Origin of the sequence: Mycobacterium hippophais (assembly GCF_027529605.1) — a bacterium.
Taxonomy (GTDB): domain Bacteria; phylum Actinomycetota; class Actinomycetes; order Mycobacteriales; family Mycobacteriaceae; genus Mycobacterium; species Mycobacterium arseniciresistens.
Genome location: NZ_JAPZPY010000010.1, coordinates 66822 through 88864 on the forward strand (window position 1 = coordinate 66822; position 22043 = coordinate 88864).

Consider the following 22043-nt stretch of genomic DNA (forward strand, 5'->3'; position numbering starts at 1 on the left):
TATGAAAGCAGACCCTGTTTCGCTTGACAAGGCCCCGGGCGCCGGTCGGCCCCGGGATCCGCGCATTGACGCTGCCATACTGCGCGCGACCGCGGATCTGCTTGTGGAAATCGGCTATTCGAACCTGACGATGGCGGCGGTGGCGCAGCGGGCCGGCACCACCAAGACCGCGCTCTACCGCCGGTGGTCCAGCAAGGCCGAACTGGTGCACGAGGCGGCGTTCCCCGCGGCGCCGACCGCGCTGACGGCGCCCGCGGGCGACATCGCCGCCGACGTGCGCGCGATGATCGAAGCCACCCGCGACGTGTTCACCACTCCGGTGGTGCGGGCGGCGCTGCCGGGCCTGATCGCCGACATGTCCGCCGACGCCGAACTGAACGCCCGGGTGATGGGCCGATTCGCCGGCGTGTTCGCCGCGGTGCACATCCGGCTCGCCGACGCGGTGCGCCGCGGCGAGGTGCACGACGACGTCGATCCCGATCGGCTCGTCGAGATCATCGGCGGCGCCACCATGCTGCGGCTGCTGCTCGTGCCCGGTCATCCGCTCGACGACACCTGGGTCGACCAGACCACGGCCATCGTGGCGCGCGGCGTGGTGGCATAGGGCGGTGACGCCCGCGAACGCCCTGCAGCCGTTTCCCGACGACTGGCACACGGCGCTGGTCCTCGTCCCGCACCCCGACGACCCCGAGTACGGCATCGGCGCCGCTGTGGCGAAATGGACCGCCGCGGGCCGCACGGTGCGCTACGCGCTGGCGTGGCGCGGCGAAGCCGGCATCGCGGGGATGGCGCCCGAACAGGCGGGCCCCATCCGGGAGGGCGAACAGCGCCGCTCCGCGGCGGTCGTCGGGGTCGACGACGTCGAGTTCTGGTCATTCCCCGACAGCGCCATCCGGGACACCCCCGCCCTGCGCGCCGCGATCGCCGACTGCGTCGCGGCCGCCTCGCCCGACGTCGTCGTCACCATCTACAGCGGGCCGGAATGGGAGCCCGGCGCCCCGAATCAGCGCGACCACATCGAGTTCGCCCGGGCGGTCGCGGCGGTCTACGACACGCTCACCGATCCGCCGCGGTGGCTGTTCGAGAACGGTCCTGACGGCACCCACGGCGAGACGGTCGACGACCACATCGACGCGGCCGTCGCTTCGCTGGCCGCCCACCACACGTATCTGTCGGTTCTCGACCCGGACACCCCCGTGATCGTGCAGGCCCGCCGTCAGGTCGAGACGGCGACGCAGCCACGGGCGGAGTTCGGCAACCGGCGCACCGTCGAGTTCATCCTCACGCGGCAGCGCTGACGATCAACTGGGCAGCAGCTTTTCCTTCGGCCCTAGGTACATCCCGCCGTTGACGTCGAGCGTCTGGCCCGTCACCCAGCGGCTGTCGGGGGACGCGAAGAACGCGACGGCGTCGGCGATCTCCTCGGCCTTGCCGATCCGGTCGAGCGCCGTGAGGTTCCTGAATCCCTGCTGCGCGTCGGCACTGTCGTGCAGCCACGAGTTCATGTCGGTGTCGGTGACGCCGGGCGCCACGTTGTTCACCGTGATGCCACGCTCTCCAAGCGTGTTGGCGAGTGAGCGGCCGAGGACGTTCAGCGCGCCCTTCGTCATCGAGTACACGATTTGCGGTGTCGCGAACCAGGTGACGCCCGACGAGACATTGATGATGCGGCCGCCGTCGCGCAGCAGCGGCAGGGCTCGCTGGGTGATGAAGAACGGCGCTCGGACGTTGATCGCGAACTCGCGCTCGAACTGCTCGGGCGTCGCCTTGTCGATGGTGGCGTCTGCGGTGGCGATGGCGGCGTTGTTGACGAGGATGTCGAGAGGACGACCGTCGAGTCCGTGTTCGAGTGCGGCGAACAGGGTCTCGACGTCGTTGTCGACGCCGAGTTCCGCCCGGACGGCGAACGCCTCGCCGCCGGCGGCGCGGATGGCGTCGACGGTCTCGGCGGCCGCGGCGTCGTTGCTGCCGTAATGCACGGCGACGACGGCCCCGTCGGCGGCCAGTCGGCGCGCGATCGCGCGTCCGATCCCTCGCGACGCGCCGGTCACCAGTGCGGTCTTGCCGGAAAGTGTGGTCATGCGCGCCACAACCGCTACCAACGGTGGGCTATTCCCCGGCGATCTGCCCCTTGTTGCGCGCGCTCACCTGGCTGAACCGCTCACCGAGGTCCGCGAAGTCCCGGGTCTGCGCCGCCGCGATCTCCTGCTCGGCCGCCAGCGCGGGGGACAGGACTGGTTCCTGGCCGCGCGCGTAGATCTCCTTCAACCCGGCCATCGTCGGCGCCGGTACCTCGGCGATCTGGTGCGCCAACTCGAGGGTTCGTTCGACGAGGCGGTCGTGCGCGACGACCTCGGTGACCAGGCCGATCCGTTCGGCGCGGGCGGCGTCGACCACCTCACCGGTCATCGACAGCCGGCGCGCCATCGCCGACCCGACGACGTGGGGCAATCGCGCGGTCATCCCTCCGCCGGGCAGGATGCCGACCCGGGCATGGGTGTCGGCGAACACCGCCCGCTCCGAGGCGATCAGGAAGTCACAGCCCAGCGCCATCTCCAGGCCGCCGGTGAAGACCGCGCCGTTGACGGCCCCGATGATCGGTGTCCGCATCCGGCCGGTGGCATTGATGCAGCTGTGCTCACGGAACTCCTCGAAGTAGGCCGTGCCGAGCTGCTGGGCCTCCTTGAGGTCGACCCCGGCGCAGAACGCCGGATCGGCGCCGGTCAGCACCACCGCGCGCACCGAGGCATCGGCGTCGGCATCGGTCAGCGCTGTATAGAGCTCGCGAATCAGGCTCCGGCTCAACGCGTTCCGCGCCTGCGGCCGGTTCATCGTGATCAGCCGCACCGCACCCTGGTCGAGGATCAGCACGAGCGCGTCGAGGTCGGTCATGGCCCGATCATCTCAGCGCAGGAACTGGTCGGCGTTGTCGGCCAGATCGAGCAGCGGCTGCGGCAGCGCGCCGAGCGCCAGCGTGACAGCGGCGGCGACCGTCACCGCGGCCGTCGTCAGGCCACTCGGCACCACCACCTCCGGCGCGTCGTCGGGGGGTTCGGTGAAGAACATCAGCACGATCACCCGCACGTAGAAGTACGCGGCGATGGCGCTGGCGACCACACCGACGATCACCAGCGGGATCGCGCCACCTTCGCCCGCCGCCTTGAACACCGCGAACTTGCTGACGAAGCCACTGGTGAGCGGAATCCCGGCGAACGCGAGCAGGAACAGCGAGAACACCACTCCGACAAGCGGATACCGCCGGCCCAGCCCTGCCCAGCGAGCCATCGCCGTCTCCTCCTCGCCATTGGCGTCGCGAACCAGGCTCACCACGGCGAAGGCGCCCAGCGTGCTGAATCCGTAGGCGAACAGGTAGAACAGCGTGGAGGACAGCCCCGCCTGGTTCTCGGCGATCACGCCGGTCAGGATGAAGCCCGAATGCGCGACGGCCGAGTAGGCCAGCATGCGTTTGACGTCGGTCTGGGTGACGGCGGTGACCGTGCCGATCACCATGGTGAGGATGGCGATCGCCCACAGCACCGGCCGCCAATCGTCGCGCAGTTCGGGCAGCGCGACGTAGAAGATGCGCAGCATCGCCCCGAACGCGGCGATCTTGGTGGCCGCCGCCATGAACGCGGTCACCGGGGTCGGCGCGCCCTGGTACACGTCGGGGATCCACGAGTGGAACGGCACCGCACCGACCTTGAACAACACACCGACCAGCAGCAGGCCGGTGCCAATCAGCGCGAGCGTGATCGGTCGCCCGGTCCCGGCGGAGACGACGGTGGCGATGCCGCGCAGGTCGAGCGTGCCGGCGTAGCCGTACAGCATGGCCGCGCCGTAGAGGAAGAACGCCGAGGAGAAGGCGCCCAACAGGAAGTACTTCAACGCCGCTTCCTGCGACAGCTGCCGCCGCCGTCGCGCCAGGCCGCACAGCAGGTACAGCGGCAGTGACAGCACCTCCAGCGCGATGAACATGGTGAGCAGGTCGTCGGCGGCCGGGAACAGCAGCATGCCGCCGACGGCGAACATGGTCAGCGGGAAGACCTCGGTCTGGATCACCCCCGCCTTGGTGGCCAACTGCTCGGCGACGCTTCCGGTGATTGCCGACGCCTGCGGTGTGAAGGAGTCGAGTCCGCCTGCCGTGTGCCCGGTTTCGCTGCGGGCGGGAATCTGACGCTCGGCGATGAGCAGGATGCCCAGCACGGCGACCAGCAGCACGGTGCCCTGCAGGAACAGCGCGGGGGCGTCCACCACGACGGCACCCATCACCGCCCGGCTCTCGGTGTGCCTGCGCGCCAGCACCACCACCGCGACGAGCGCAGCGACGAGGGCGCCGAGGGCCAGTGCGACCTGCGCTCCGTAGCGGCTGCGCCGGGGCAGGAACGCCTCGAGGAGAACTCCGAGCACGGCCGCGGCGAGCACGATCAGCATCGGCGACAGCAGGCCGTACTCGACGCTCGGCGTGGGCATGTCAGCGGCCCCCTTCGGCTTCGGTCGACACGGCGACGCTCGGAGCCGGATCGCGCTGGTCGATCGTGGTCAGCGTGTGCTCGACCGCCGGGTTGATCACGTCCAGCGCCGGTTTGGGGTAGACGCCGAGGATCAGCAGCAGTGCGATCAGCGGGGCGACGACGACGAGTTCGCGGGGCACCAGGTCGCGGATCCGGTGGGCGCCGTCGGCCAGGTCGTCGGGAACCGGGCCGGTCATCATCCGCTGGTACATCCACAGGATGTACACCGCCGACAGCACCAGCGCGGTCGCGGCGATCACCGCCAGCACCGGGTACCGCGTGAATGTGCCGATCAATACCAGGAATTCGCTGATGAACGGGGCCAGGCCGGGCAGCGACAACGTCGCCAGCCCGGCCACCAGGAAGGTGCCCGCCAGTACCGGCGCCACCTTCTGCACACCGCCGTAGGCGTCGATCATGCGGGAACCGCGCCGCGACACCAGGAATCCCGCGATCAGGAACAGCGCCGCGGTCGAGATGCCGTGGTTCACCATGTACAGCGTGGACCCCGACTGACCCTGACTCGTCATCACGAAGATGCCGAGGATGATGAATCCGAAGTGGGATATCGAGGTGTAGGCGATCAACCGCATGACGTCGGTCTGCCCGATCGCCAGGATCGCGCCGTAGACGATGCCGATCACCGCCAGGGTGATCACCACGGGCCGGAACAGCGTCGAGGCGTCCGGGAACAACTGCAGGCAGTAGCGCAGCATCCCGAAAGTGCCGACCTTGTCCATCACGGCCATCATCAGCACCGCACTGGCGGGCGTGGCCTCCACTGCCGCGTCGGGCAACCAGCGGTGGAACGGCCACAGTGGCGCCTTGACGGCGAACGCGAACATGAACCCGAGGAACAGCAGGTTCAGCACGGCGGCGCTGGGGGCGAATTCACCGGACGACACCGCGGCGACGATGGCCCGGAAGTCGAAGGTGCCCGCGTCGAAGGCGGCGCTGCCCGCCGTCGCCACGTAGAGGCCGATCACCGCGGCCAGCATGATCAGCCCGCCGAACAGGTTGTACAGCAGGAATCTCACCGCCGCCCCGGAGCGGTTCTCGCCGCCGAAGCCGCCGATCAGGAAGTACATCGGGATGAGCATCGCCTCGAAGAACACGTAGAACAGCAGCACGTCCAGCGCGACCAGAGACATCATGACCATGCCCTCGACGGCCAGGGTCAGCGCGAGGTAGGTGTGCACCGAGCGGCGTTGCCCGCCTGCGTCGTTCCAGCCGGCGACGATCAGCAGCGGTACGAGCACCGCGGTCAGCACCACCAGTGCCAGCGCGATGCCGTCGACGCCCAGGATGTATCCGGTGCCGAACGACGGGATCCAGCGCCGGGATTCGACGAACTGGTACTGAGCGCCCGCCGGGTCGAAGCGGACCGCGATCGTCGCGGTCAACACCAGCACGGCCACCGCGACGGCCAGCGCCACCCACTTGGCCGCCGTCCGCCGGGTCGCAGGTACCAGCATGACCGCGCCGGCGCCCAGGATCGGCGCCGCCCACAACACGCTCAGCCACGGAAAGGCGCTCACCACACCCGCACCGCCATGATCATGCCGACCACCAGGGCCGCACCGGCGAGCATCGACAACGCGTACGACCGGGCGAAGCCGGTCTGCCACTGCCGCAACGCATCCGATGTCCGACTCACCACCGCAGCCAATCCGGTGGCGGCGCCGTCGACGCCCCTGTCGTCGACGTCGACCATCGCCCGGGTCACCACCTGTCCACCGCGCATGAACACCGCCTCGTTCACGGCATCGCCGTAGAGGTCACGCCGGGCCGCCCCGGTGAGTGCCGATCCGGCAGGCGGTTCGGCGGGCACCGGCCGGTTGCCGTAGGCGCGGACGGCCACCGCGATACCGACCGCCACCACGCCGAGGATGATCGTGGTGACCACCCACACCGGTGCCACGTGATGGATCTCGTGGCTGCCGACGACGGGCTCGAGCCAGTGCTCGAGTGTCCCGCCGATCGCGAACAGCGCACCGGAGCCCACCGAACCGACGGCGAGCAGGATCATCGGCCACGTCATCACCTTCGGCGCCTCGTGCGGATGTACGTGGGTGGCCCACCGGCGCTCACCGAAGAACGTCATCAGCATCACCCGGGTCATGTAGAACGCGGTGATGCCTGCGCCGAGGATCGCCGTGCCGCCGAGGATGATGCCCTTGGCGCCGCCCGCCCCGAGCGCCGCCTCGATGATGCCGTCCTTGGAGAAGAATCCGGCCAGCGGCGGTATCCCGATGATGGCCAGGTATCCCAGTCCGAACGTCGCGAAGGTGATCGGCAACGCGGTGCGCAGCCCGCCGTAGCGGCGCATGTCCACCTCGTCGTCCATCGCATGCATCACCGAGCCGGCGCCCAGGAACAGCCCCGCCTTGAAGAAGCCGTGGGTGAGCAGGTGCATGATCGCGAACGCGTATCCGGCGGGACCGAGTCCGGCGGCCAGCACCATGTAGCCGATCTGGCTCATCGTCGACGCGGCGAGCGCCTTCTTGATGTCGTCCTTCGCGCAGCCGATGATCGCGCCGAAGAGCAGGGTGACCGCGCCGACGATCACCACGCCGAGTTGCGCGATGGGAGCGAGGTCGAAGATCGGCCCGGACCGCACGATCAGGTACACGCCCGCGGTGACCATGGTGGCGGCGTGGATCAACGCCGACACCGGGGTGGGGCCCTCCATAGCGTCACCGAGCCACGACTGCAGCGGCACCTGCGCGGACTTGCCGCACGCGCCGAGCAGCAGCATCAGCCCGACGGCGGTGAGCATGCCATCACCGAGTTGCTCGGCGCCGGCGAAGACCGTCTCGAACGACACCGAGCCGACGGTGGCGAACATGATCATCAGCGCGATCGCGAGGCCCATGTCGCCGACCCGGTTGACCACGAACGCCTTCTTCGCCGCGGCGGCCGCCGACGGCTTGTGCGACCAGAATCCGATGAGCAGGTAGGACGCCAGACCGACGCCCTCCCAGCCCATGTAGAGCCCGAGGTAGTTGTCGGCCAGCACCAGCAGCAGCATGGCGGCCAGGAAGAGGTTGAGGTACGCAAAGAACCTTCGGCGACCGACGTCGCCTTTCATGTAGCCGACGGAGTAGACGTGGATCAACGAGCCGACCCCGGTGATCAGCAGCACGAAGCACATCGATAGCTGGTCGAGTTGCAGTCCGAAGTCGACCTGCAGGCCTGCGACGGGCACCCAGGAGTACAGCGTCTCGACCACCGCGCGGTCCTCGGCCCCGCGGCCGAGCATGCCCGCGAAGAGCACCGCGCCGACGGCGAAGGACGCGATCGCCGCCGCGCAACCCAGCAGGTGGCCCCACCGGTCGGTGCGACGGCCGGCCAGCAACAGAACCGCGGCGCCCGCCAACGGGAGGGCGATGAGCAGCCATACCGGAAGTGTCATGCGCGCCTAGTGTTTCAGCAGACTGGCGTCGTCGACCGAGGCCGAGCGGCGGGAGCGGAAGATGGTCATGATGATCGCGAGGCCGATCACCACCTCGCAGGCCGCGACCACCATGGTGAAGAACGCCACCACCTGACCGTCGAGGTGGCCGTGCATCCGGGAGAACGCGACGAACGCCAGGTTCGCCGCGTTGAGCATCAGTTCCACACACATGAACATGATGATCGCGTTGCGGCGCAGCAGTACTCCCGCGGCGCCGATCGTGAACAGCAGCGCCGACAGGTACAGGTAGTTGTCGGGGTTCATCGACGACCGTTCCTGCCGTTGGCGTGGCCGTTCCTGCCGTTGCCGTCGACCGGTGCGACGTCCATCGTGGGCACGGGACGGCGCTGCAGGGTCGCGCTGACCGACGATTCGGAGGCCGAGCCGTCCGGCAGCCGGCCCGGCATGTCGACGGCGTTGTGCCGGGCGTACACACCGGGATTGGGCATCGGCGTCGCGTGTCCGCCGGTCTGAAAGCGTTCGATGGCCAATTCGCGTTGGGTCTTCCGGTGCTCGAAGCGCTCGCGGTGGGCCAGCACCATGGCGCCCAGCGCCGCGGTGATGAGCAGCGCCCCGGTCAGTTCAAAGGCCCACAGGTAGCGGGTGAAGATCAGGGCGGCCAGCCCCTCGACGTTGCCGCCCGCGTTGGCCTCGGCCAGTCCGGTGAACCCGGTGGTCGACACGCTGCCGATGCCGGCGATGAGCAGTATGCCGAATCCGACACCGACCGCGATCGCCGCGACCCGTTGGCCGCGAAGCGTTTCCGTCAGCGACTCGGACAGGTCGACGCCGATCAGCATCAGCACGAACAGGAACAGCATCATCACCGCACCGGTGTAGACCACCACCTGCACGACACCGAGGAACAGCGCGTCCTGGGCGATGTAGAGCATGGCGAGCACGATCATCGTGCCGGCCAGGGACACCGCGGAGTACACGGCTTTCGGTGCGGCCACCACCCCGACCGCGCCGATCACCGCGATCGTGCCGAGCACCCAGAACATGACGGCCTCGGTGGTGGTGGTGCGGGTGGCGCCCTCAGCGGCGAGCAGCATCACGGCATCGGTCACGTGGTGATCTCCGGGACGGGGGCGATCCTTCCGAGGTAGTAGTCGTCGTCGGTGGTGCCGGGAGCCATCGCGTGCGGCGGCGGCGTCATCCCGGCCTGCATCGGCGCCAGCAGCTTGTCCTTGCCCCAGATCAGATCGGCGCGGTTGTCGTCGGCCATCTCGTACTCGTTGGTCATCGTCAGCGCTCGGGTGGGGCACGCCTCGATGCACAGGCCGCAGCCGATGCAGCGCAGGTAGTTGATCTGGTACACCCGGCCGTACCGCTCGCCCGGCGAGAACCGTTCGGCCTCGGTGTTGTCCGCGCCCTCCACGTAGATCGCGTCGGCCGGGCAGGCCCATGCGCACAGCTCACAGCCGATGCACTTCTCGAGACCGTCGGCGTATCGGTTGAGCTGGTGGCGGCCGTGGTACCGCGGGGCGACCGGACCGGGTTCCTCCGGATACTCCTCGGTGATGGGCTTCTTGAACATCGTGGTGAAGGTGACCGCGAATCCGGCGACGGCGTCCCAGAGCTTAGGCATCGGTCTTCTCCTTGGGTGTGGACTCGGCCGTCGCTGCGGCAGTTTCGTGCGGCAACGGCGGCACCGGGAAGGAATCCGGGCCCGCTACCGGGTCGGCGATGGATCGTTCGGTGCCGGGACGCTGCGCCCGCCACAGTGTCCTGGCGAGCAGCAGGGTGGCGACCGTGCCGCCGATGAGCAGGGCGGTCGCCCACGCTCCCTCGCCGTGCACGCGCAGGCTGTGAGCCGTGGCCACCACCATGATCCAGGCCAGCGACACCGGGATGAGCACCTTCCAGCCGATGGCCATGAACTGGTCGTAGCGCAGCCGCGGCAGGGTGCCGCGTAGCCAGATGTAGAGGAACAGGAACGCCCACACCTTGGCGGTGAACCAGAGCAGCGGCCACCAGCCGGTGTTGGCGCCGTCCCAGATGCTGATCGGCCACGGTGCGTGCCAGCCGCCGAGGAACATCGTGGTGGCCAGCGCCGAGACCGTCGTCATGTTGACGTACTCGGCGAGCATGAACATCGCGAACTTCAGCGACGAGTACTCGGTGTGGAACCCGCCGACCAGTTCGCCCTCGGCCTCGGGCAGGTCGAACGGCGCCCGGTTCGTCTCGCCGACCATCGACGTGACGTAGACGAGAAACGAAGGCAGCAGCAGGAACACGAACCACGTGTGGTCCTGCGCGGCCACGATGCCTGAGGTGGACATGGTGCCCGCGTAGAGGAACACCGCCGCGAACGACAGCGCCATCGCGATCTCGTAGGACACCACCTGGGCGCTCGACCGCAGTCCGCCCAGCAGCGGGTATGTCGACCCCGACGCCCAGCCGGCCAGCACGATCCCGTACACGCCGATCGAGGTGACGGCGAGGATGTAGAGCACCGCGACGGCCAGGTCGGTCAGCTGCAGGGCGGTGCGGTGGCCGAACACCGACACCGCGCCGCCCATCGGGATCACCGCAAAGGCGAGAAACGCCGGCACCGTCGCGATCACCGGGGCGAGCAGATAGATCGGCTTGTCCACCCCCGCCGGGGTGAGGCCTTCCTTGAGCGCCAGCTTGATGCCGTCGGCCAGTGACTGCAGCAGGCCCTTCGGCCCGACGCGGTTGGGCCCGAAGCGCATCTGCATCCGGCCGAGCACCTTGCGTTCGATGAGGATCGCCGCCAGCACCGTCAGCAGGAGGAACGCGAAGACACCGACCGCCTTGGCGAGGATCAGCCACCACGGGTCGTGGCCGAACAGGGTGGGGTCGGGGTGGATCATCAGGTGGCCCGGCCGATCGTCACCACGGCGCCCGCGCCGGCCCCGAGTCGCTGGTGCAGTGCGGCGCCGGGGGAGTTCGTCGGCAGCCACACCACCCGGTCGTCCATGTCGGTGACGGCCAGCGGCAGGACGACGTCACCGCGTTCGGTGCCGATGCGCACGGGATCGCCCTCGGCGCAGCCGATCTCGGCGGCGGTCCCGGCCGACAGCCGGACCACCGGTGGGCGTGCGGTGCCGGCCAGATGCGGCTCCCCGTCCTGCAGACGACCGGAGTCGAGCAGCATGCGCCAGCTCGCCAGCACCGCCTGGCCTGCCTCCGGAACGGGGGAGGGCAGCGCGGCCTCGTCCGGACCGGCCGGCCGCGCGCCGGCCCACAGGCCGAGCTCCGCCATCTCGGCCGCGGCCGCCTCCGGCGTGGGCAGTCCGAGGTCCACACCCATCTCGTCGGCGAGGATGTGCAGCACCCTGCGGTCGGCGTTCGCGTTGGTCTGCAGCGCGGCGGGGAACGGACGCTGCCGCCCCTCCCAGTTGACGAACGAACCCGACTTCTCCACGACCGGGGCCACGGGGAACACCACGTCGGCGATCGCGGTGACCGCGCTCTCGCGCAGTTCCAGGCTCACCACGAACGGTGCGGCGCGCAAAGCCGCCATGGCGGCGTCCGGATCGGGCAGGTCGGCGATGTCGACGCCGCCGACGAGGACGGCGCCCACATCGCCCGCGCCCGCCGCGTCGAGGATCGCCGCCGTGTCGCGTCCGGTGGCGGCGGGGAGTGCGGAGATGTTCCATGCCGCTGCCGTCTGCGCCCGCGCCTGCGGGTCGTCGACCGGACGGCCGCCGGGCAGCAGGTTGGGCAGCGCGCCCGCCTCGACGGCGCCGCGTTCGCCTGCCCGCCGCGGGATCCACGCCAGCCGCGCGCCGGTGGCCGCGGCCAGCCTGGTCGCCGCCGACAGTGCCCCTGGCGACGTCGCCAGGCGTTCGCCGACCATGATCAGCGCACCGGGCATCCGCAGCAGCGGCTCGTCGGTCAGCGCGTCGAGGGCGTTGGCTTCGGCACCTGGGCCGGTGCGGATCAGCCGGCCGGACATCTTTGTGAGTGCGCGCGTCGCGTAGGGGGCGATCGACAGCACCTGCAGACCGCGTTTGCGTGCCGCCTTGCGCAGCCGCAGGTACACGATCGGCGACTCCTCCTCGGGCTCGAACCCGGCGAGCAGGACGGCGGGCGCGTTCTCGACATCGGCGTAGCGCACGGTCCGAGGCGCCCCGGCGACGTGGGCGGCCAGGAAGCGGGCCTCCTCGTCGCTGTGCGGCCGGGCGCGGAAGTCGATGTCGTTGGTGTCGAGCACCATCCGCGCGAACTTCGTGTAGGCGTAGGCGTCCTCGGCGGTGACGCGGCCGCCGACGAGCACGCCGGCCGCGCCGGTCGCGCGGGCCAGTCCGGCGGCCGCCACGCCCAGCGCCTCGGACCACGATGCCGGCCGCAGGGTGCCGTCGGGCTCGCGGAGCGCAGGTGTGGTGATGCGGTCGCCGAGGCCGGTGTAGGTGAAGGCCCACCGGCCCTTGTCGCAGTTCCACTCCTCGTTGACCTCGGGGTCGTCACCGGCCAACCGGCGCAGCACTTTTCCGCGACGGTGGTCGGTGCGCTGCGCACAGCCGGAGGCGCAGTGCTCGCACACGCTCGGCGTGGACACCAGGTCGAACGGACGGGCGCGGAACCGGTACGCGGTGCCGGTGAGCGCGCCGACCGGGCAGATCTGCACGGTGTTGCCCGAGAAGTAGGAGGCGAACGGTTCGCCCGGAGCGATGCCGACCTGTTGCAGCGCACCACGTTCCAGCAGGTCGATGAACGGGTCGCCGGCGATCTGTTCGGAGAACCGGGTGCAGCGGGCGCACAGCACGCAGCGCTCCCGGTCGAGCAGCACCTGGGCGGAGATGTTGATGGGTTTGGGGAAGGTGCGCTTGACGTCGGTGAACCGGGTCTCGGCGCGGCCGTTGGACATCGCCTGGTTCTGCAGCGGGCATTCGCCGCCCTTGTCGCAGACCGGGCAGTCCAGCGGGTGGTTGATCAGCAGGAGTTCCATCACCCCGCGCTGCGCCTTGTCGGCGACCTCGGAACTGAACTGCGTGCTCACCACCATGTCCGGACTGACGGTGGTGGTGCACGACGCCATCGGCTTGCGCTGGCCCTCCACTTCCACCAGGCATTGGCGGCAGGCGCCGACGGGGTCGAGCAGCGGGTGGTCGCAGAACCGCGGGATCTGGATGCCCATCAGTTCGGCCGCCCGGATCACCAGGGTGCCCTTGGGCACGCTGACCTCGGCGCCGTCGATCGTCAGTGTGACCATCTCGACCGGCGGCACTTCTGTCCCGGGTTGCGCGGTCTGCGTCATACTCCCACCCCCTCGGCGGCCAGCAGTGTGGAGGCGTGCGGATCGAACGGGCACCCAGGGGAGGCCGGGTCGAGGTGCGCCAGGTACTCGTCGCGGAAGTACTTGATGGACGAGATGATCGGGCTGGCGGCGCCGTCCCCCAACGCGCAGAACGACTTCCCGAGGATGGCGTCGGAGATGTCGAGCAGCTTGTCGACGTCCTCGGTGCCCGCCTGCCCGCTCTCCAGCCGGGCGTAGATCTGGGTCAGCCAGTAGGTGCCCTCGCGGCACGGCGTGCACTTGCCGCAGGATTCGTGGGCGTAGAACTCCGTCCAGCGCCGCACCGCGCGCACGACGCAGGTGGTCTCGTCGAAGATCTGCAGGGCCTTGGTGCCGAGCATGGAACCGGCGCCGGCGACGCCTTCGTAATCGAGTGGCACGTCGAGGTGTTCGTCGGTGAGCAACGGTGTCGACGACCCGCCGGGGGTCCAGAACTTGAGTGTGTGCCCCGCCCGCACACCGCCCGCGTACTCGAGCAGTTCGCGCAGCGTGATGCCGAGCGGCGCCTCGTACTGGCCGGGCCTGGTCACGTGGCCGGACAGCGAGTACAGCGTGAAGCCCGGCGACTTCTCCGAACCCATCGAGCGGAACCAGTCGATGCCGTTGAGCAGGATCGGCGCGACGCTGGCGATCGACTCGACGTTGTTGACCACCGTGGGGCAGGCGTACAGGCCGGCCACCGCGGGGAACGGCGGGCGCAACCGGGGCTGGCCGCGGCGACCTTCCAGCGAGTCGAGCAGCGCGGTCTCCTCGCCGCAGATGTAGGCGCCCGCGCCGGCGTGCACGATCAGTTCGAGGTCGTAGCCGGAGCCGCCGATGTCGGTGCCGAGGTATCCGGCCGCGTAGGCCTCCGCCACCGCCGCCTGCAGGCGGCGCAGCACCGGCACCACCTCGCCGCGCACGTAGATGAACGCGTGGTGGGCACGGATCGCGTAGGCGGCGATGATCGCACCCTCGACCAGGAAGTGCGGCGTGGTCATCATCAGCGGGATGTCTTTGCACGTGCCGGGTTCGGACTCGTCGGCGTTGATCACCAGGTAGTGCGGTTTGGCGCCGGCGCCGGTGTCGTCCTGGGGGATGAACGACCACTTGGTGCCCGTGGGGAAGCCGGCGCCGCCGCGCCCGCGCAGCCCGGAGTCCTTCACCAGCGCGATCACGTCGTCGGGCGCCATGTGCAGCGCTCGCTCCAGCGCGCGGTATCCGTCGTGGCGGCGGTAGGTCTCCATCGACCACGGCTCGGGCTCGTCCCAGAACCGGCTCAGCACCGGCGTCAGCCCGGTCATGTGTCGGACTCCGTTGCGCGCGGCGCGGTTTCGGCGGTACCGGACTCGACCGGCACCGTGGCCGACGGCGCGGGTGCGGGTTCGTCACGGGTGGTCTCCACGGCGTCCTGCGCGGCAGCGGCTCCGTTGTCACCGGTGGGCGGCTGGTCCTCCGTGGCGGTCGGCGCGGGTGCCGTCATGGAGTTCTCCTGCGCAACGTGCAGACCGGCGAGGGTGGCGGCGCCGACCCCTGCGGCGCCGGACCGCGGATCGGCGAGTCCGGCGAGCGTGCGGGCCGTCTCGCGGAAGGTGCACAGCGGCCCCCCGCGCGTGGGTGCCGGCGGCGTGCCGGAGCGCAACTCGTCGACCAGGTCGCGGGCCGACGACGGGGTCTGGTTGTCGAAGAACTCCCAGTTGACCATCACGACCGGCGCGTAGTCGCACGCGGCGTTGCACTCGATGTGCTCCAGGGTGACGCGACCGTCCCCGGTGGTCCCACCGGCGTGGATGTCCAGATGATCCTGCAGCGCCTCCAGGATCGCGTCGCCGCCCATGATCGCGCACAAGGTGTTGGTGCACACGCCGACCAGGAAGTCGCCGGTGGGATTGCGCCGATACATCGAGTAGAACGTGGCGACGGCGGTGACCTCAGCGGCGGTCAGGCCGAGTCGATCCGCGCAGAACCCGATGCCCGCCGGGGTCAGGTAGCCGTCCTCGGACTGCACCAGGTGCAGCAGCGGCAGCAGCGCCGAGCGGGACTGCGGATACTTCCCGATGATCGTGGCGGCGTCGGCGGTCAGCCTCTCGGCCACCTCGGGCGGATAGGCCGAGGGCCCGTGGATCGGCGGACCCGCCTCGTCGGGGCGCTGACCGAGTTCCAGGAAGATCGTCATCTATCCACCCCGCCCATCACCGGATCGATCGACGCGACCGCCGAGATCGCGTCGGCCACCATGCCGCCCTCGCACATCGCCGCCACCGCTTGCAGATTCGTGAAGGACGGATCGCGGTAGTGCACCCGGTAGGGCCGGGTCCCGCCGTCGGACACCATGTGCACCCCGAGCTCGCCGCGCGGTGACTCCACGGCCGAGTACACCTGGCCGGCCGGCACCCGGATGCCTTCGGTGACGAGCTTGAAGTGGTGGATGAGCCCTTCCATCGAGTGGCCCATGATCTTCGCGATGTGCTCGGGGCTGTTGCCCAGCCCGTCGGGGCCGAGTTTCAGGTCGGCGGGCCAGGCCAGCTTCTTGTCGGTGATCATCACCGGGCCGGGCCGCAGCTTGTCCAGGCACTGTTCGGCGATCTTGATCGACTCGCGCATCTCCTTGACCCGGATCAGGTAGCGGCCGTACGCGTCGCAGCCGTCGTCGGTGATCACGTCGAATTCGTAGTTCTCGTAACCGCAGTACGGCTGCGCCCTGCGCAGGTCGTGCGGCAGACCGGTGGACCGCAGCACCGGCCCGGTGATGCCCAGCGCCATGCAGCCGGCCAGGTCGAGGTAGCCGATGCCCTGTGTGCGGGCCTTCCAGATGTAATTCTCGTTGAGCAGGTCCTCGAGATCGCGCAGCCGTCGGGGCAGCAGCTCCAGCAGGTCCCGGATCCTCGGCACCGCGTCGTCGGGCAGGTCGGCGGCCAGCCCGCCGGGCCGGATGTAGGCGTGGTTCATCCGCAGACCGGTGATCAGCTCGAACACCGACAGGATCTGTTCCCGTTCCCGGAAGCCGTAGAACATGGCGCTCATCGCGCCCAGTTCCATGCCGCCGGTGGCCAGCGCCACCAGGTGCGACGAGATGCGGTTCAGCTCCATCAGCATCACGCGGATCACGCTGGCGCGCTCGGGCACCGCATCGGTGACGTCGAGCAGTTTCTCGACACCCAGGCAGTAGGCGGTCTCGTTGAAGAACGGTGACAGGTAGTCCATCCGGGTGACGAACGTGACGCCCTGTGTCCAGTTGCGGTACTCGAGATTCTTCTCGATGCCGGTGTGCAGATAGCCGATGCCGCAACGCGCCGAGATGATCGTCTCGCCCTCGATCTCGAGGATGAGTCGCAGCACGCCGTGGGTGGACGGATGCTGGGGGCCCATGTTCACCACGATGCGCTCACCGGACTGCGCCTTAGCCGCGGCGGCCACCACCTGGTCCCAGTCCTCGCCACCGACGACGACGACTGTGTCGGCACCTGCCGCGGAACCACCGCCGTCGGTGGGCGGCTTCGGGTTTCGAGACATCAGCTGTAGGCCCTTCGCTCGTCGGGCGGGGGAATCTCGGCTCCGTGGTACTCCACGGGAATCCCGCCCAACGGATAGTCCTTGCGCTGCGGGTGTCCCACCCAGTCGTCCGGCATCTCGATGCGGGTGAGCGAGGGGTGGCCGTCGAAGACGATGCCGAAGAAGTCGTACGTCTCGCGCTCGTGCCAATCGGTCGTCGGGTAGATGCCGAAAAGTGAAGGCACGTGGGCATCGGCGTCGGGGGCGGCCACCTCCAGCCGGATCCGACGGTTGTGGGTGATCGACATCAGCGGATACACCGCGTGCAGTTCGCGACCGGCGTCGTCGGGGTAGTGCACCCCGCTGACGCCGAGGCACAGCTCGAAACGCAGTGCGGCATCGTCGCGTAACGCACGCGCCACCGCAGGCAGATGCTCGCGCCGCACCTCGAGGGTGAGTTCGTCGCGATACACCACCACCCGCTCGACGGCCTCGGCGTAGACGTCCTCACCGAGGACGGCGGCGAGGGCGTCGACGACGTCGTCGAAGTAGCCGCCGTAGGGGCGGGGGCTGCCACCGGGCAGGGCCACCGGGCGCACCAGTCGTCCGTAGCCCGACGTGTCGCCGGTGCCCTTGGCGCCGAACATGCCTCGGCGGACGCCGATGACCTCCGGAGTGGTGGCGCCGTCTCCGTCGGCGGCGCCGTTGCCGTGGCCGTTCGTGGGCCCGGTCACCGCAGCAACCCCTTGAGCTCGATGGTCGGAGTCACCGCCAAAGCGGCCTCTTCGGCCGCACGGATCGCTTCTTCCCGGTTCACCCCGAGCGGCATCTGCTGAATCTTGTCGTGCAGCTTGAGAATTGCGTGCAGCAGCATCTCCGGACGCGGCGGGCAGCCCGGCAGGTAGATGTCCACCGGCACCACGTGGTCGACGCCCTGGACCACCGCGTAGTTGTTGAACATCCCGCCGGACGACGCGCACACCCCCATGGCCAGCACCCACTTGGGTTCGGCCATCTGGTCGTAGATCTGCCGCAGCACCGGCGCCATCTTCTGGCTGACCCGGCCGGCGACGATCATCAGGTCGGCCTGTCGCGGCGTCGCCGAGAACCGTTCCATCCCGAAGCGGGAGATGTCGAACCGCGGGCCCGCCGTCGACATCATCTCGATGGCGCAGCACGCCAGACCGAAGGTGGCCGGCCACAGCGAGCCCTTGCGGACGTAGCCGGCGACCTTCTCGACGGTGGACAGCAGGATCCCGCCCGGCAGCCGTTCTTCTAGTCCCAATTCAGGCCTCCCCGTCGCCATACGTAGGCATAGGCCACGAAGACGGTGAGCATGAACAGCAGCATCTCCACCAGGGCGAACAGTCCCAGACTGTCGAAGGCCACCGCCCACGGGTAGAGGAACACGATCTCGATGTCGAAGACGATGAACAGCATCGCGGTCAGGTAGTACCTGATCGGGATCCGCTGGACGGTCGCTGACCGCGACCCGCCTTTGTGCATACCGCCGGTCTGCGGCTCGAACGGTGGCGCCAGCGGTTCGATGCCGCACTCATAGGCCTCGAGCTTGGCCCGGTTGTACCGGCTTGGGCCGATGACCATGGAGATCACCACCGATACCACCGCGAAGGCGGCCGCTATCGCCCCCAAGACCAGGATCGGCGTGTACAAATCCATACCGCGCAAGCGCTCCCTCGTGGCTGTCGATGTGAGCTAACCCACAGCCTAGCCATGTTTGCGATCCGCGCCACACGTTTTGGTTAGTATCGGTATCCAATGGCTGGGCGCGCCGCAGCGCTGATGTCTCCGCGCTCAAGAGCCAAGAGCGCCAAGCATTCTGACAACTCGGTGGTGCCGGGGCTACTGCACCGGCGTCCGCAGCAGCGACACCACCGCGTCGCCGAGCCGGATCGGGTCGATGGGATGGGGCACCGCGGCCTCGGCCCGCGACCAGTTGGCCAGCCAGGCGTCGTCCGGGCGGCCCGTCAGCACCAGGACGGGTGGACAGTCGTCGATCTCGTCCTTGAGCTGCTTGGCGATGCCCAGGCCGCCGGTCGGACTTGCCTCTCCGTCGAGGATCACCAGGTCGAAGCCGCCGGCGTCCATGTGCTTGATCACCATGGGCCCGGTGGCGACGTCGACGTAGGACAGCTCGGGCAGTTCCGGGTGGATCCGCCGGCCCAGGGCCAGCTGTACTGCCTCCCGGGTGCGCGGATTGTCGCTGTACACCAGGATCCGCAGCGGGCGGGACGGCTCGGCCATGCGCGAGATGCTACCGACCTCGCGGACGCCGGCAGCGATGTCGGCGAATCAGGATGCGTTGCCGCGTGTTTCGCCGGGTCAGGTGCTCGCGCGGCGGAACACCAGATCAGCCGACACGCCTGACTTCGGTCCCATCATCCCGATCATGTTGCCGCTGACCCCGAAGTCGGTGCGGTCGATGGTGGTCTCACCGGCGATCCGGATGGCGCCGTCGTCGAGGACCTCCACGACGGCCGGCAACTCGATCGGCCGGGAGACCCCCTTGATCCGCAGGTCGGCGCGTAGCTCGGCGCGGTCGGTGTCGCGGGGTTCGGCCGCCGTCACGACGACGCTGATCTCGGGGTGGGCGCCGACGTCGAAGAACTCCTCCGACCGCAGATGTGCGTCGCGTTTTCCGATACCGGTGCTCAGTGAGTCGGCGCGCACGTCGACCCGGCCGAACACGGCGCCCGTTCCGGTGATCTGTCCCTCGCCGCTGAAGTCGCTGAACGACCCCTTCACCTTCGCGACGCCCCAGAACGTCCGGTTGCTGAACCCGATGCGGGACCGGTCGGGCACCAGAGTCCACACGCCCACCGCCTGCGGGCTGGCGAGCAGTTCTGCCAAGCTGGCCATGATCACCTCCGTGATTGCTGAGTGAGCAGCGGCGCCATCTCCGCCGGATCGAAGTATTCGTCGATCCGGGTGATCAGCCCGTCGTCGCTCACTCTGATCACGATGCAGACGCGCATCGCGATGGTCGCACCGTCCGTTCCGGCGGCGCGCAGCACGTGCTGCTGGACGAAACCGCCGTCGAACAGCGTGCGATCGAGTATCTCGTAGCGGCGTTCGGTTGTCCGGCTGATGAACCATCCGATCACCCGCAAGGCCCGCGCGCGGTCGTTGTCCTGCCGGTCGCCGGAGTGCCAGACCAGCACGTCGCCGGCCCAGAGCCGTTCGACGGCGGCGGTGTCGCCTGCCTCGATCGCCGTGAAGAGCCGGTCGGCCACCTGGTCGGCGGCCCGGGGCGGAGCCGGTGTCACGGCGACCTCCTGATCGTGGGACTTGACCTCAACGGTGATTGAGGTTTCACACTTCGGTCACAAGCAGGATTCCGCATCAGGAGAGGTCAGGCAATGCCCGAAGTGACACCCGCCAAGTCCGTGTTCGACGACGCCTACCGGTCGGGTACCGCGCCGTGGGTGATCGACGGCCCGCAACCCGCGGTCGTCGAGCTGGAACGGCGTGGACTGATCCGCGGTCGCGTCCTCGACGCCGGTTGCGGTGCCGGTGAGCACACGATCCTGCTGACCGGCCTCGGCTACGACGTGGTCGGGATCGACTTCTCGCCGCACGCCGTGCGCACGGCCCGCGACAACGCGGCGGCCAGGGAAGTGAGCGCGCGGTTCGAGGTCGCCGACGCGCTGGCCTTGGACGGGCCGCACCGGTACGACACCATCGTCGACAGCGCGCTCTTCCACGTGTTCGACGCCGCCGACCGCGCCCGCTACGTCGCCGGGTTGTCCCGGGTGTGCCGGCCCGACGCGCTGGTGCACGTGCTCGCGCTGTCGGATGCCGGCCGCGGATTCGGGCCGCAGGTCAGTGAGGCAGACATCCGCGGCGCGTTCGCCGACGGCTGGGCGCTCGAGGCGCTCGACACCACGACGTACCGCGGCGTGGTGGGGCAGGCGCAGACCGATGCCTACGGCGTGCCGGTCGGCACCCGGGTCGACGAACCGGCCTGGCTGGCCACTGTGCGTCACGTGGCGTCGTAGCCGGGATGGGCGACGGTGAGGCGGTGTCGCACGAGCACCCGTAGGGCGGCCAGCAGCTCGGCGGCCCGGTCGTCGAGCTCACCGGCCCGGATGCCCGCGGCGAGGTGCGTCTCGTCGTCATAGCCGAGTTCGCGCACCGCGGCCGCGACGTCCGCTGCCGACGAGTCCAGCAGTTCGCGTTCGACGGTGCGCAGCACGTTGGCCGCCACCCGGGCGTGGAAGTTGACCTGCCCCTCGGTGGCCTCGCGCACGTCGTGCTCGAGGAATTCGGCGACGGCGGCGACGAGCTCGGCGGCGGTGGGGCGACCGTGCAGCGGCGCGTCGTGGATCACCTCGGGCCCCGTCCTTCCAGCAGTTCCAACAGGTCCCACTCCGTTTCGCAGACCCGTCGGCCGATCGCGGCGAGCTCGACCGACCGGGTCTGCCCGGCGAGGTGCCGCTCGGCCTGGAAGCGGCAGATGACGCCCCAGCGCAGTGTCGCCACCGCCAGCCACCACCGGAAGGCCGCCCGGTCGATCGGGCAACCGCCCGCGGCCTCGTACTCCGAGAGCAGGCTCTCGACGCTGCCCAGCCCGCCCGCCCCGAGGTGCTCGGGCGCTCCGAATCGCCAGGCCCGGATGCAGAACCAGGCCAGATCCTCGTACACCTCGCCGATGTGGACGAGTTCCCAGTCCAGCACGGCCGCCAGCCCGGAGTCGTCGACGATCAGGTTGCCCATCCGGAAGTCGCCGTGCACCAGCCGCGGCGGCGTCGGCGGCGGCCGGTTGGCTTCCAGCCAGCGGAACGCCCACTCGAACGTCGCGGTGGTGTCACCCATCTCGTCGAGCCGCTCGCGCCACTCGGCCAGCGGGTCGGCCGGTGTCAGACCGATGTCGTCGGGGTCCGCGCGATGGATCGCGGCCAGCGCCTGCGCGCACTGCCGCAGCAGCCGGTCGCGCCCGGCGTCGTCGAGGCCGCGGAAGATCCGCCGCACGATGGTCTCGCCCGCGATGGCGCCACAGATCAGATACGGATTGCCCAGCGCCGCAGCCGAATCGTCCGCGGCGAGGATGTGAGGCACCGGTGCGCCGACGGCGGCCGCCCGCTGCTGTGCCCTGGCCTCCAGTTCCATGCCCGCATGCACCTCGTCGGCCGGACCGGTGCGCAGGATCAGCGCCTGGGCCCGGTCGGTGACCGCGTCGAATGCCCAGGTGGTGCGGCTGGCTCCGCCGGTGAGGCGGTGCAGGTCGCGCACCGCCACCGAGTCCCCGAGCACCGGCCGCAGCACCGTGACGAGTGCGCCGGCCAGATCGGTGCCGACATCGCCGCCCGCCATG

Annotated in this window: 24 protein-coding genes; 3 read left to right on the forward strand and 21 right to left on the reverse strand. The window is 69.5% G+C overall.

The window, feature by feature from the left end; genetic code table 11:
• The first annotated feature begins 1 nt into the window (after position 1).
• Both O6P37_RS20095 and O6P37_RS20100 read left to right on the forward strand, forming a co-directional pair.
• On the forward strand, positions 2–604 hold the full coding sequence (locus O6P37_RS20095) for a TetR/AcrR family transcriptional regulator (RefSeq protein WP_269895736.1): 603 nt from the start codon (positions 2–4) through the stop codon (positions 602–604).
• A gap of 4 nt (positions 605–608) precedes the next feature.
• Positions 609–1298 carry a PIG-L deacetylase family protein gene (locus O6P37_RS20100; protein WP_269895737.1) on the forward strand — a complete coding sequence of 230 codons (690 nt, stop codon included), beginning with the start codon at positions 609–611 and terminating at the stop codon, positions 1296–1298.
• A gap of 3 nt (positions 1299–1301) precedes the next feature.
• Here O6P37_RS20100 and O6P37_RS20105 read toward each other — a convergent pair whose 3' ends face one another.
• The 19 genes from O6P37_RS20105 to O6P37_RS20195 all read right to left on the reverse strand — a co-directional run bounded on the left by O6P37_RS20105 (position 1302) and on the right by O6P37_RS20195 (position 19995).
• Complete coding sequence (locus O6P37_RS20105; RefSeq protein ID WP_269895738.1) at positions 1302–2081, reverse strand: SDR family NAD(P)-dependent oxidoreductase; 780 nt, start codon at positions 2079–2081, stop codon at positions 1302–1304.
• A 28-nt stretch (positions 2082–2109) separates the two neighbouring features.
• Positions 2110–2892 (reverse strand): enoyl-CoA hydratase, encoded by a 783-nt coding sequence (locus tag O6P37_RS20110; protein WP_269895739.1) that lies wholly within the window; start codon positions 2890–2892, stop codon positions 2110–2112.
• 12 nt (positions 2893–2904) lie between these two features.
• Positions 2905–4470 carry an NADH-quinone oxidoreductase subunit NuoN gene (gene nuoN / locus O6P37_RS20115; RefSeq protein WP_269895740.1) on the reverse strand — a complete coding sequence of 522 codons (1566 nt, stop codon included), beginning with the start codon at positions 4468–4470 and terminating at the stop codon, positions 2905–2907.
• A gap of 1 nt (position 4471) precedes the next feature.
• Positions 4472–6052 carry an NADH-quinone oxidoreductase subunit M gene (locus O6P37_RS20120; protein ID WP_269895741.1) on the reverse strand — a complete coding sequence of 527 codons (1581 nt, stop codon included), beginning with the start codon at positions 6050–6052 and terminating at the stop codon, positions 4472–4474.
• A complete protein-coding gene (gene nuoL / locus O6P37_RS20125) occupies positions 6046–7926 on the reverse strand; it encodes an NADH-quinone oxidoreductase subunit L (protein ID WP_269895742.1) in 1881 nt (626 codons plus the stop codon). The genes O6P37_RS20120 and nuoL overlap by 7 nt, the downstream gene beginning before the upstream one ends.
• 6 nt (positions 7927–7932) lie before the next feature.
• Entirely contained in the window at positions 7933–8232 is a 300-nt protein-coding gene (gene nuoK, locus O6P37_RS20130) for an NADH-quinone oxidoreductase subunit NuoK (protein WP_264015819.1), read from the reverse strand.
• A complete protein-coding gene (locus O6P37_RS20135) occupies positions 8229–9023 on the reverse strand; it encodes an NADH-quinone oxidoreductase subunit J (protein WP_269895872.1) in 795 nt (264 codons plus the stop codon). The genes nuoK and O6P37_RS20135 overlap by 4 nt, the downstream gene beginning before the upstream one ends.
• Positions 9024–9034: 11 nt before the next feature.
• On the reverse strand, positions 9035–9559 hold the full coding sequence (gene nuoI / locus O6P37_RS20140) for an NADH-quinone oxidoreductase subunit NuoI (protein ID WP_269895743.1): 525 nt from the start codon (positions 9557–9559) through the stop codon (positions 9035–9037).
• The gene (gene nuoH / locus O6P37_RS20145; RefSeq protein ID WP_269895744.1) at positions 9552–10808 is read right to left on the reverse strand and encodes an NADH-quinone oxidoreductase subunit NuoH; all 1257 of its coding nucleotides are present in this window, start codon (positions 10806–10808) and stop codon (positions 9552–9554) included. Before nuoH ends, nuoI begins: the two co-directional genes overlap by 8 nt.
• Positions 10808–13198: an NADH-quinone oxidoreductase subunit G gene (locus tag O6P37_RS20150; RefSeq protein WP_269895745.1), complete on the reverse strand. Its 2391-nt coding sequence runs from the start codon at positions 13196–13198 to the stop codon at positions 10808–10810. Before O6P37_RS20150 ends, nuoH begins: the two co-directional genes overlap by 1 nt.
• Positions 13195–14520, reverse strand: coding sequence for an NADH-quinone oxidoreductase subunit NuoF (gene nuoF, locus O6P37_RS20155; RefSeq protein ID WP_269895746.1), 1326 nt, complete (start codon positions 14518–14520; stop codon positions 13195–13197). The genes O6P37_RS20150 and nuoF overlap by 4 nt, the downstream gene beginning before the upstream one ends.
• Positions 14517–15392: an NADH-quinone oxidoreductase subunit NuoE gene (gene nuoE, locus O6P37_RS20160; RefSeq protein WP_269895747.1), complete on the reverse strand. Its 876-nt coding sequence runs from the start codon at positions 15390–15392 to the stop codon at positions 14517–14519. The genes nuoF and nuoE overlap by 4 nt, the downstream gene beginning before the upstream one ends.
• Positions 15389–16729: an NADH dehydrogenase (quinone) subunit D gene (gene nuoD / locus O6P37_RS20165; protein WP_269895748.1), complete on the reverse strand. Its 1341-nt coding sequence runs from the start codon at positions 16727–16729 to the stop codon at positions 15389–15391. The genes nuoE and nuoD overlap by 4 nt, the downstream gene beginning before the upstream one ends.
• Positions 16729–17442, reverse strand: a complete 714-nt coding sequence (locus tag O6P37_RS20170) for an NADH-quinone oxidoreductase subunit C (protein WP_269895749.1) — start codon at positions 17440–17442, stop codon at positions 16729–16731. The genes nuoD and O6P37_RS20170 overlap by 1 nt, the downstream gene beginning before the upstream one ends.
• Positions 17439–17993, reverse strand: coding sequence for a NuoB/complex I 20 kDa subunit family protein (locus tag O6P37_RS20175; protein ID WP_264012237.1), 555 nt, complete (start codon positions 17991–17993; stop codon positions 17439–17441). The genes O6P37_RS20170 and O6P37_RS20175 overlap by 4 nt, the downstream gene beginning before the upstream one ends.
• Entirely contained in the window at positions 17984–18388 is a 405-nt protein-coding gene (locus tag O6P37_RS20180) for an NADH-quinone oxidoreductase subunit A (RefSeq protein ID WP_269895750.1), read from the reverse strand. The genes O6P37_RS20175 and O6P37_RS20180 overlap by 10 nt, the downstream gene beginning before the upstream one ends.
• A 183-nt stretch (positions 18389–18571) precedes the next feature.
• Positions 18572–18973, reverse strand: a complete 402-nt coding sequence (locus tag O6P37_RS20185; protein WP_264012235.1) for an Rv3143 family two-component system response regulator — start codon at positions 18971–18973, stop codon at positions 18572–18574.
• Positions 18974–19051: 78 nt separating this feature from the next.
• Complete coding sequence (locus O6P37_RS20190) at positions 19052–19588, reverse strand: YceI family protein (RefSeq protein ID WP_269895751.1); 537 nt, start codon at positions 19586–19588, stop codon at positions 19052–19054.
• A 2-nt stretch (positions 19589–19590) separates the two neighbouring features.
• On the reverse strand, positions 19591–19995 hold the full coding sequence (locus tag O6P37_RS20195; RefSeq protein WP_269895752.1) for a nuclear transport factor 2 family protein: 405 nt from the start codon (positions 19993–19995) through the stop codon (positions 19591–19593).
• Positions 19996–20088: 93 nt separating this feature from the next.
• On the opposite strand from O6P37_RS20195, the gene O6P37_RS20200 reads away from it, so the two are divergent.
• The gene (locus tag O6P37_RS20200; protein WP_269895753.1) at positions 20089–20727 is read left to right on the forward strand and encodes a class I SAM-dependent methyltransferase; all 639 of its coding nucleotides are present in this window, start codon (positions 20089–20091) and stop codon (positions 20725–20727) included.
• Here the strand turns inward: O6P37_RS20200 and O6P37_RS20205 are convergent.
• A complete protein-coding gene (locus tag O6P37_RS20205) occupies positions 20712–21056 on the reverse strand; it encodes a DUF6285 domain-containing protein (RefSeq protein ID WP_269895873.1) in 345 nt (114 codons plus the stop codon). The two genes, O6P37_RS20200 and O6P37_RS20205, sit on opposite strands and share 16 nt — an antisense overlap.
• On the reverse strand, positions 21056–22042 hold the full coding sequence (locus O6P37_RS20210; RefSeq protein WP_269895754.1) for a phosphotransferase family protein: 987 nt from the start codon (positions 22040–22042) through the stop codon (positions 21056–21058). The genes O6P37_RS20205 and O6P37_RS20210 overlap by 1 nt, the downstream gene beginning before the upstream one ends.
• Between the last annotated feature and the right edge of the window lies 1 nt (position 22043).

Bases quoted from the DNA above. Each gene is read 5' to 3' on its own strand.
- O6P37_RS20180 (WP_269895750.1), bottom strand. From the start codon at position 18,388: ATGGATTTGTACACGCCGATCCTGGTCTTGGGGGCGATAGCGGCCGCC.
- nuoI (WP_269895743.1), bottom strand. From the start codon at position 9,559: ATGCCTAAGCTCTGGGACGCCGTCGCCGGATTCGCGGTCACCTTCACC.
- O6P37_RS20105 (WP_269895738.1), bottom strand. From the start codon at position 2,081: ATGACCACACTTTCCGGCAAGACCGCACTGGTGACCGGCGCGTCGCGA.
- O6P37_RS20210 (WP_269895754.1), bottom strand. From the start codon at position 22,042: ATGGCGGGCGGCGATGTCGGCACCGATCTGGCCGGCGCACTCGTCACG.
- O6P37_RS20200 (WP_269895753.1), top strand. From the start codon at position 20,089: ATGCCCGAAGTGACACCCGCCAAGTCCGTGTTCGACGACGCCTACCGG.
- O6P37_RS20135 (WP_269895872.1), bottom strand. From the start codon at position 9,023: ATGCTGCTCGCCGCTGAGGGCGCCACCCGCACCACCACCACCGAGGCC.
- O6P37_RS20095 (WP_269895736.1), top strand. From the start codon at position 2: ATGAAAGCAGACCCTGTTTCGCTTGACAAGGCCCCGGGCGCCGGTCGG.
- O6P37_RS20190 (WP_269895751.1), bottom strand. From the start codon at position 19,588: ATGGCCAGCTTGGCAGAACTGCTCGCCAGCCCGCAGGCGGTGGGCGTG.
- O6P37_RS20150 (WP_269895745.1), bottom strand. From the start codon at position 13,198: ATGACGCAGACCGCGCAACCCGGGACAGAAGTGCCGCCGGTCGAGATG.
- O6P37_RS20110 (WP_269895739.1), bottom strand. From the start codon at position 2,892: ATGACCGACCTCGACGCGCTCGTGCTGATCCTCGACCAGGGTGCGGTG.
- nuoF (WP_269895746.1), bottom strand. From the start codon at position 14,520: ATGACCGGGCTGACGCCGGTGCTGAGCCGGTTCTGGGACGAGCCCGAG.
- nuoN (WP_269895740.1), bottom strand. From the start codon at position 4,470: ATGCCCACGCCGAGCGTCGAGTACGGCCTGCTGTCGCCGATGCTGATC.
- nuoD (WP_269895748.1), bottom strand. From the start codon at position 16,729: ATGTCTCGAAACCCGAAGCCGCCCACCGACGGCGGTGGTTCCGCGGCA.
- nuoE (WP_269895747.1), bottom strand. From the start codon at position 15,392: ATGACGATCTTCCTGGAACTCGGTCAGCGCCCCGACGAGGCGGGTCCG.
- nuoH (WP_269895744.1), bottom strand. From the start codon at position 10,808: ATGATCCACCCCGACCCCACCCTGTTCGGCCACGACCCGTGGTGGCTG.
- O6P37_RS20185 (WP_264012235.1), bottom strand. From the start codon at position 18,973: ATGGCCGAGCCGTCCCGCCCGCTGCGGATCCTGGTGTACAGCGACAAT.
- nuoL (WP_269895742.1), bottom strand. From the start codon at position 7,926: ATGACACTTCCGGTATGGCTGCTCATCGCCCTCCCGTTGGCGGGCGCC.
- nuoK (WP_264015819.1), bottom strand. From the start codon at position 8,232: ATGAACCCCGACAACTACCTGTACCTGTCGGCGCTGCTGTTCACGATC.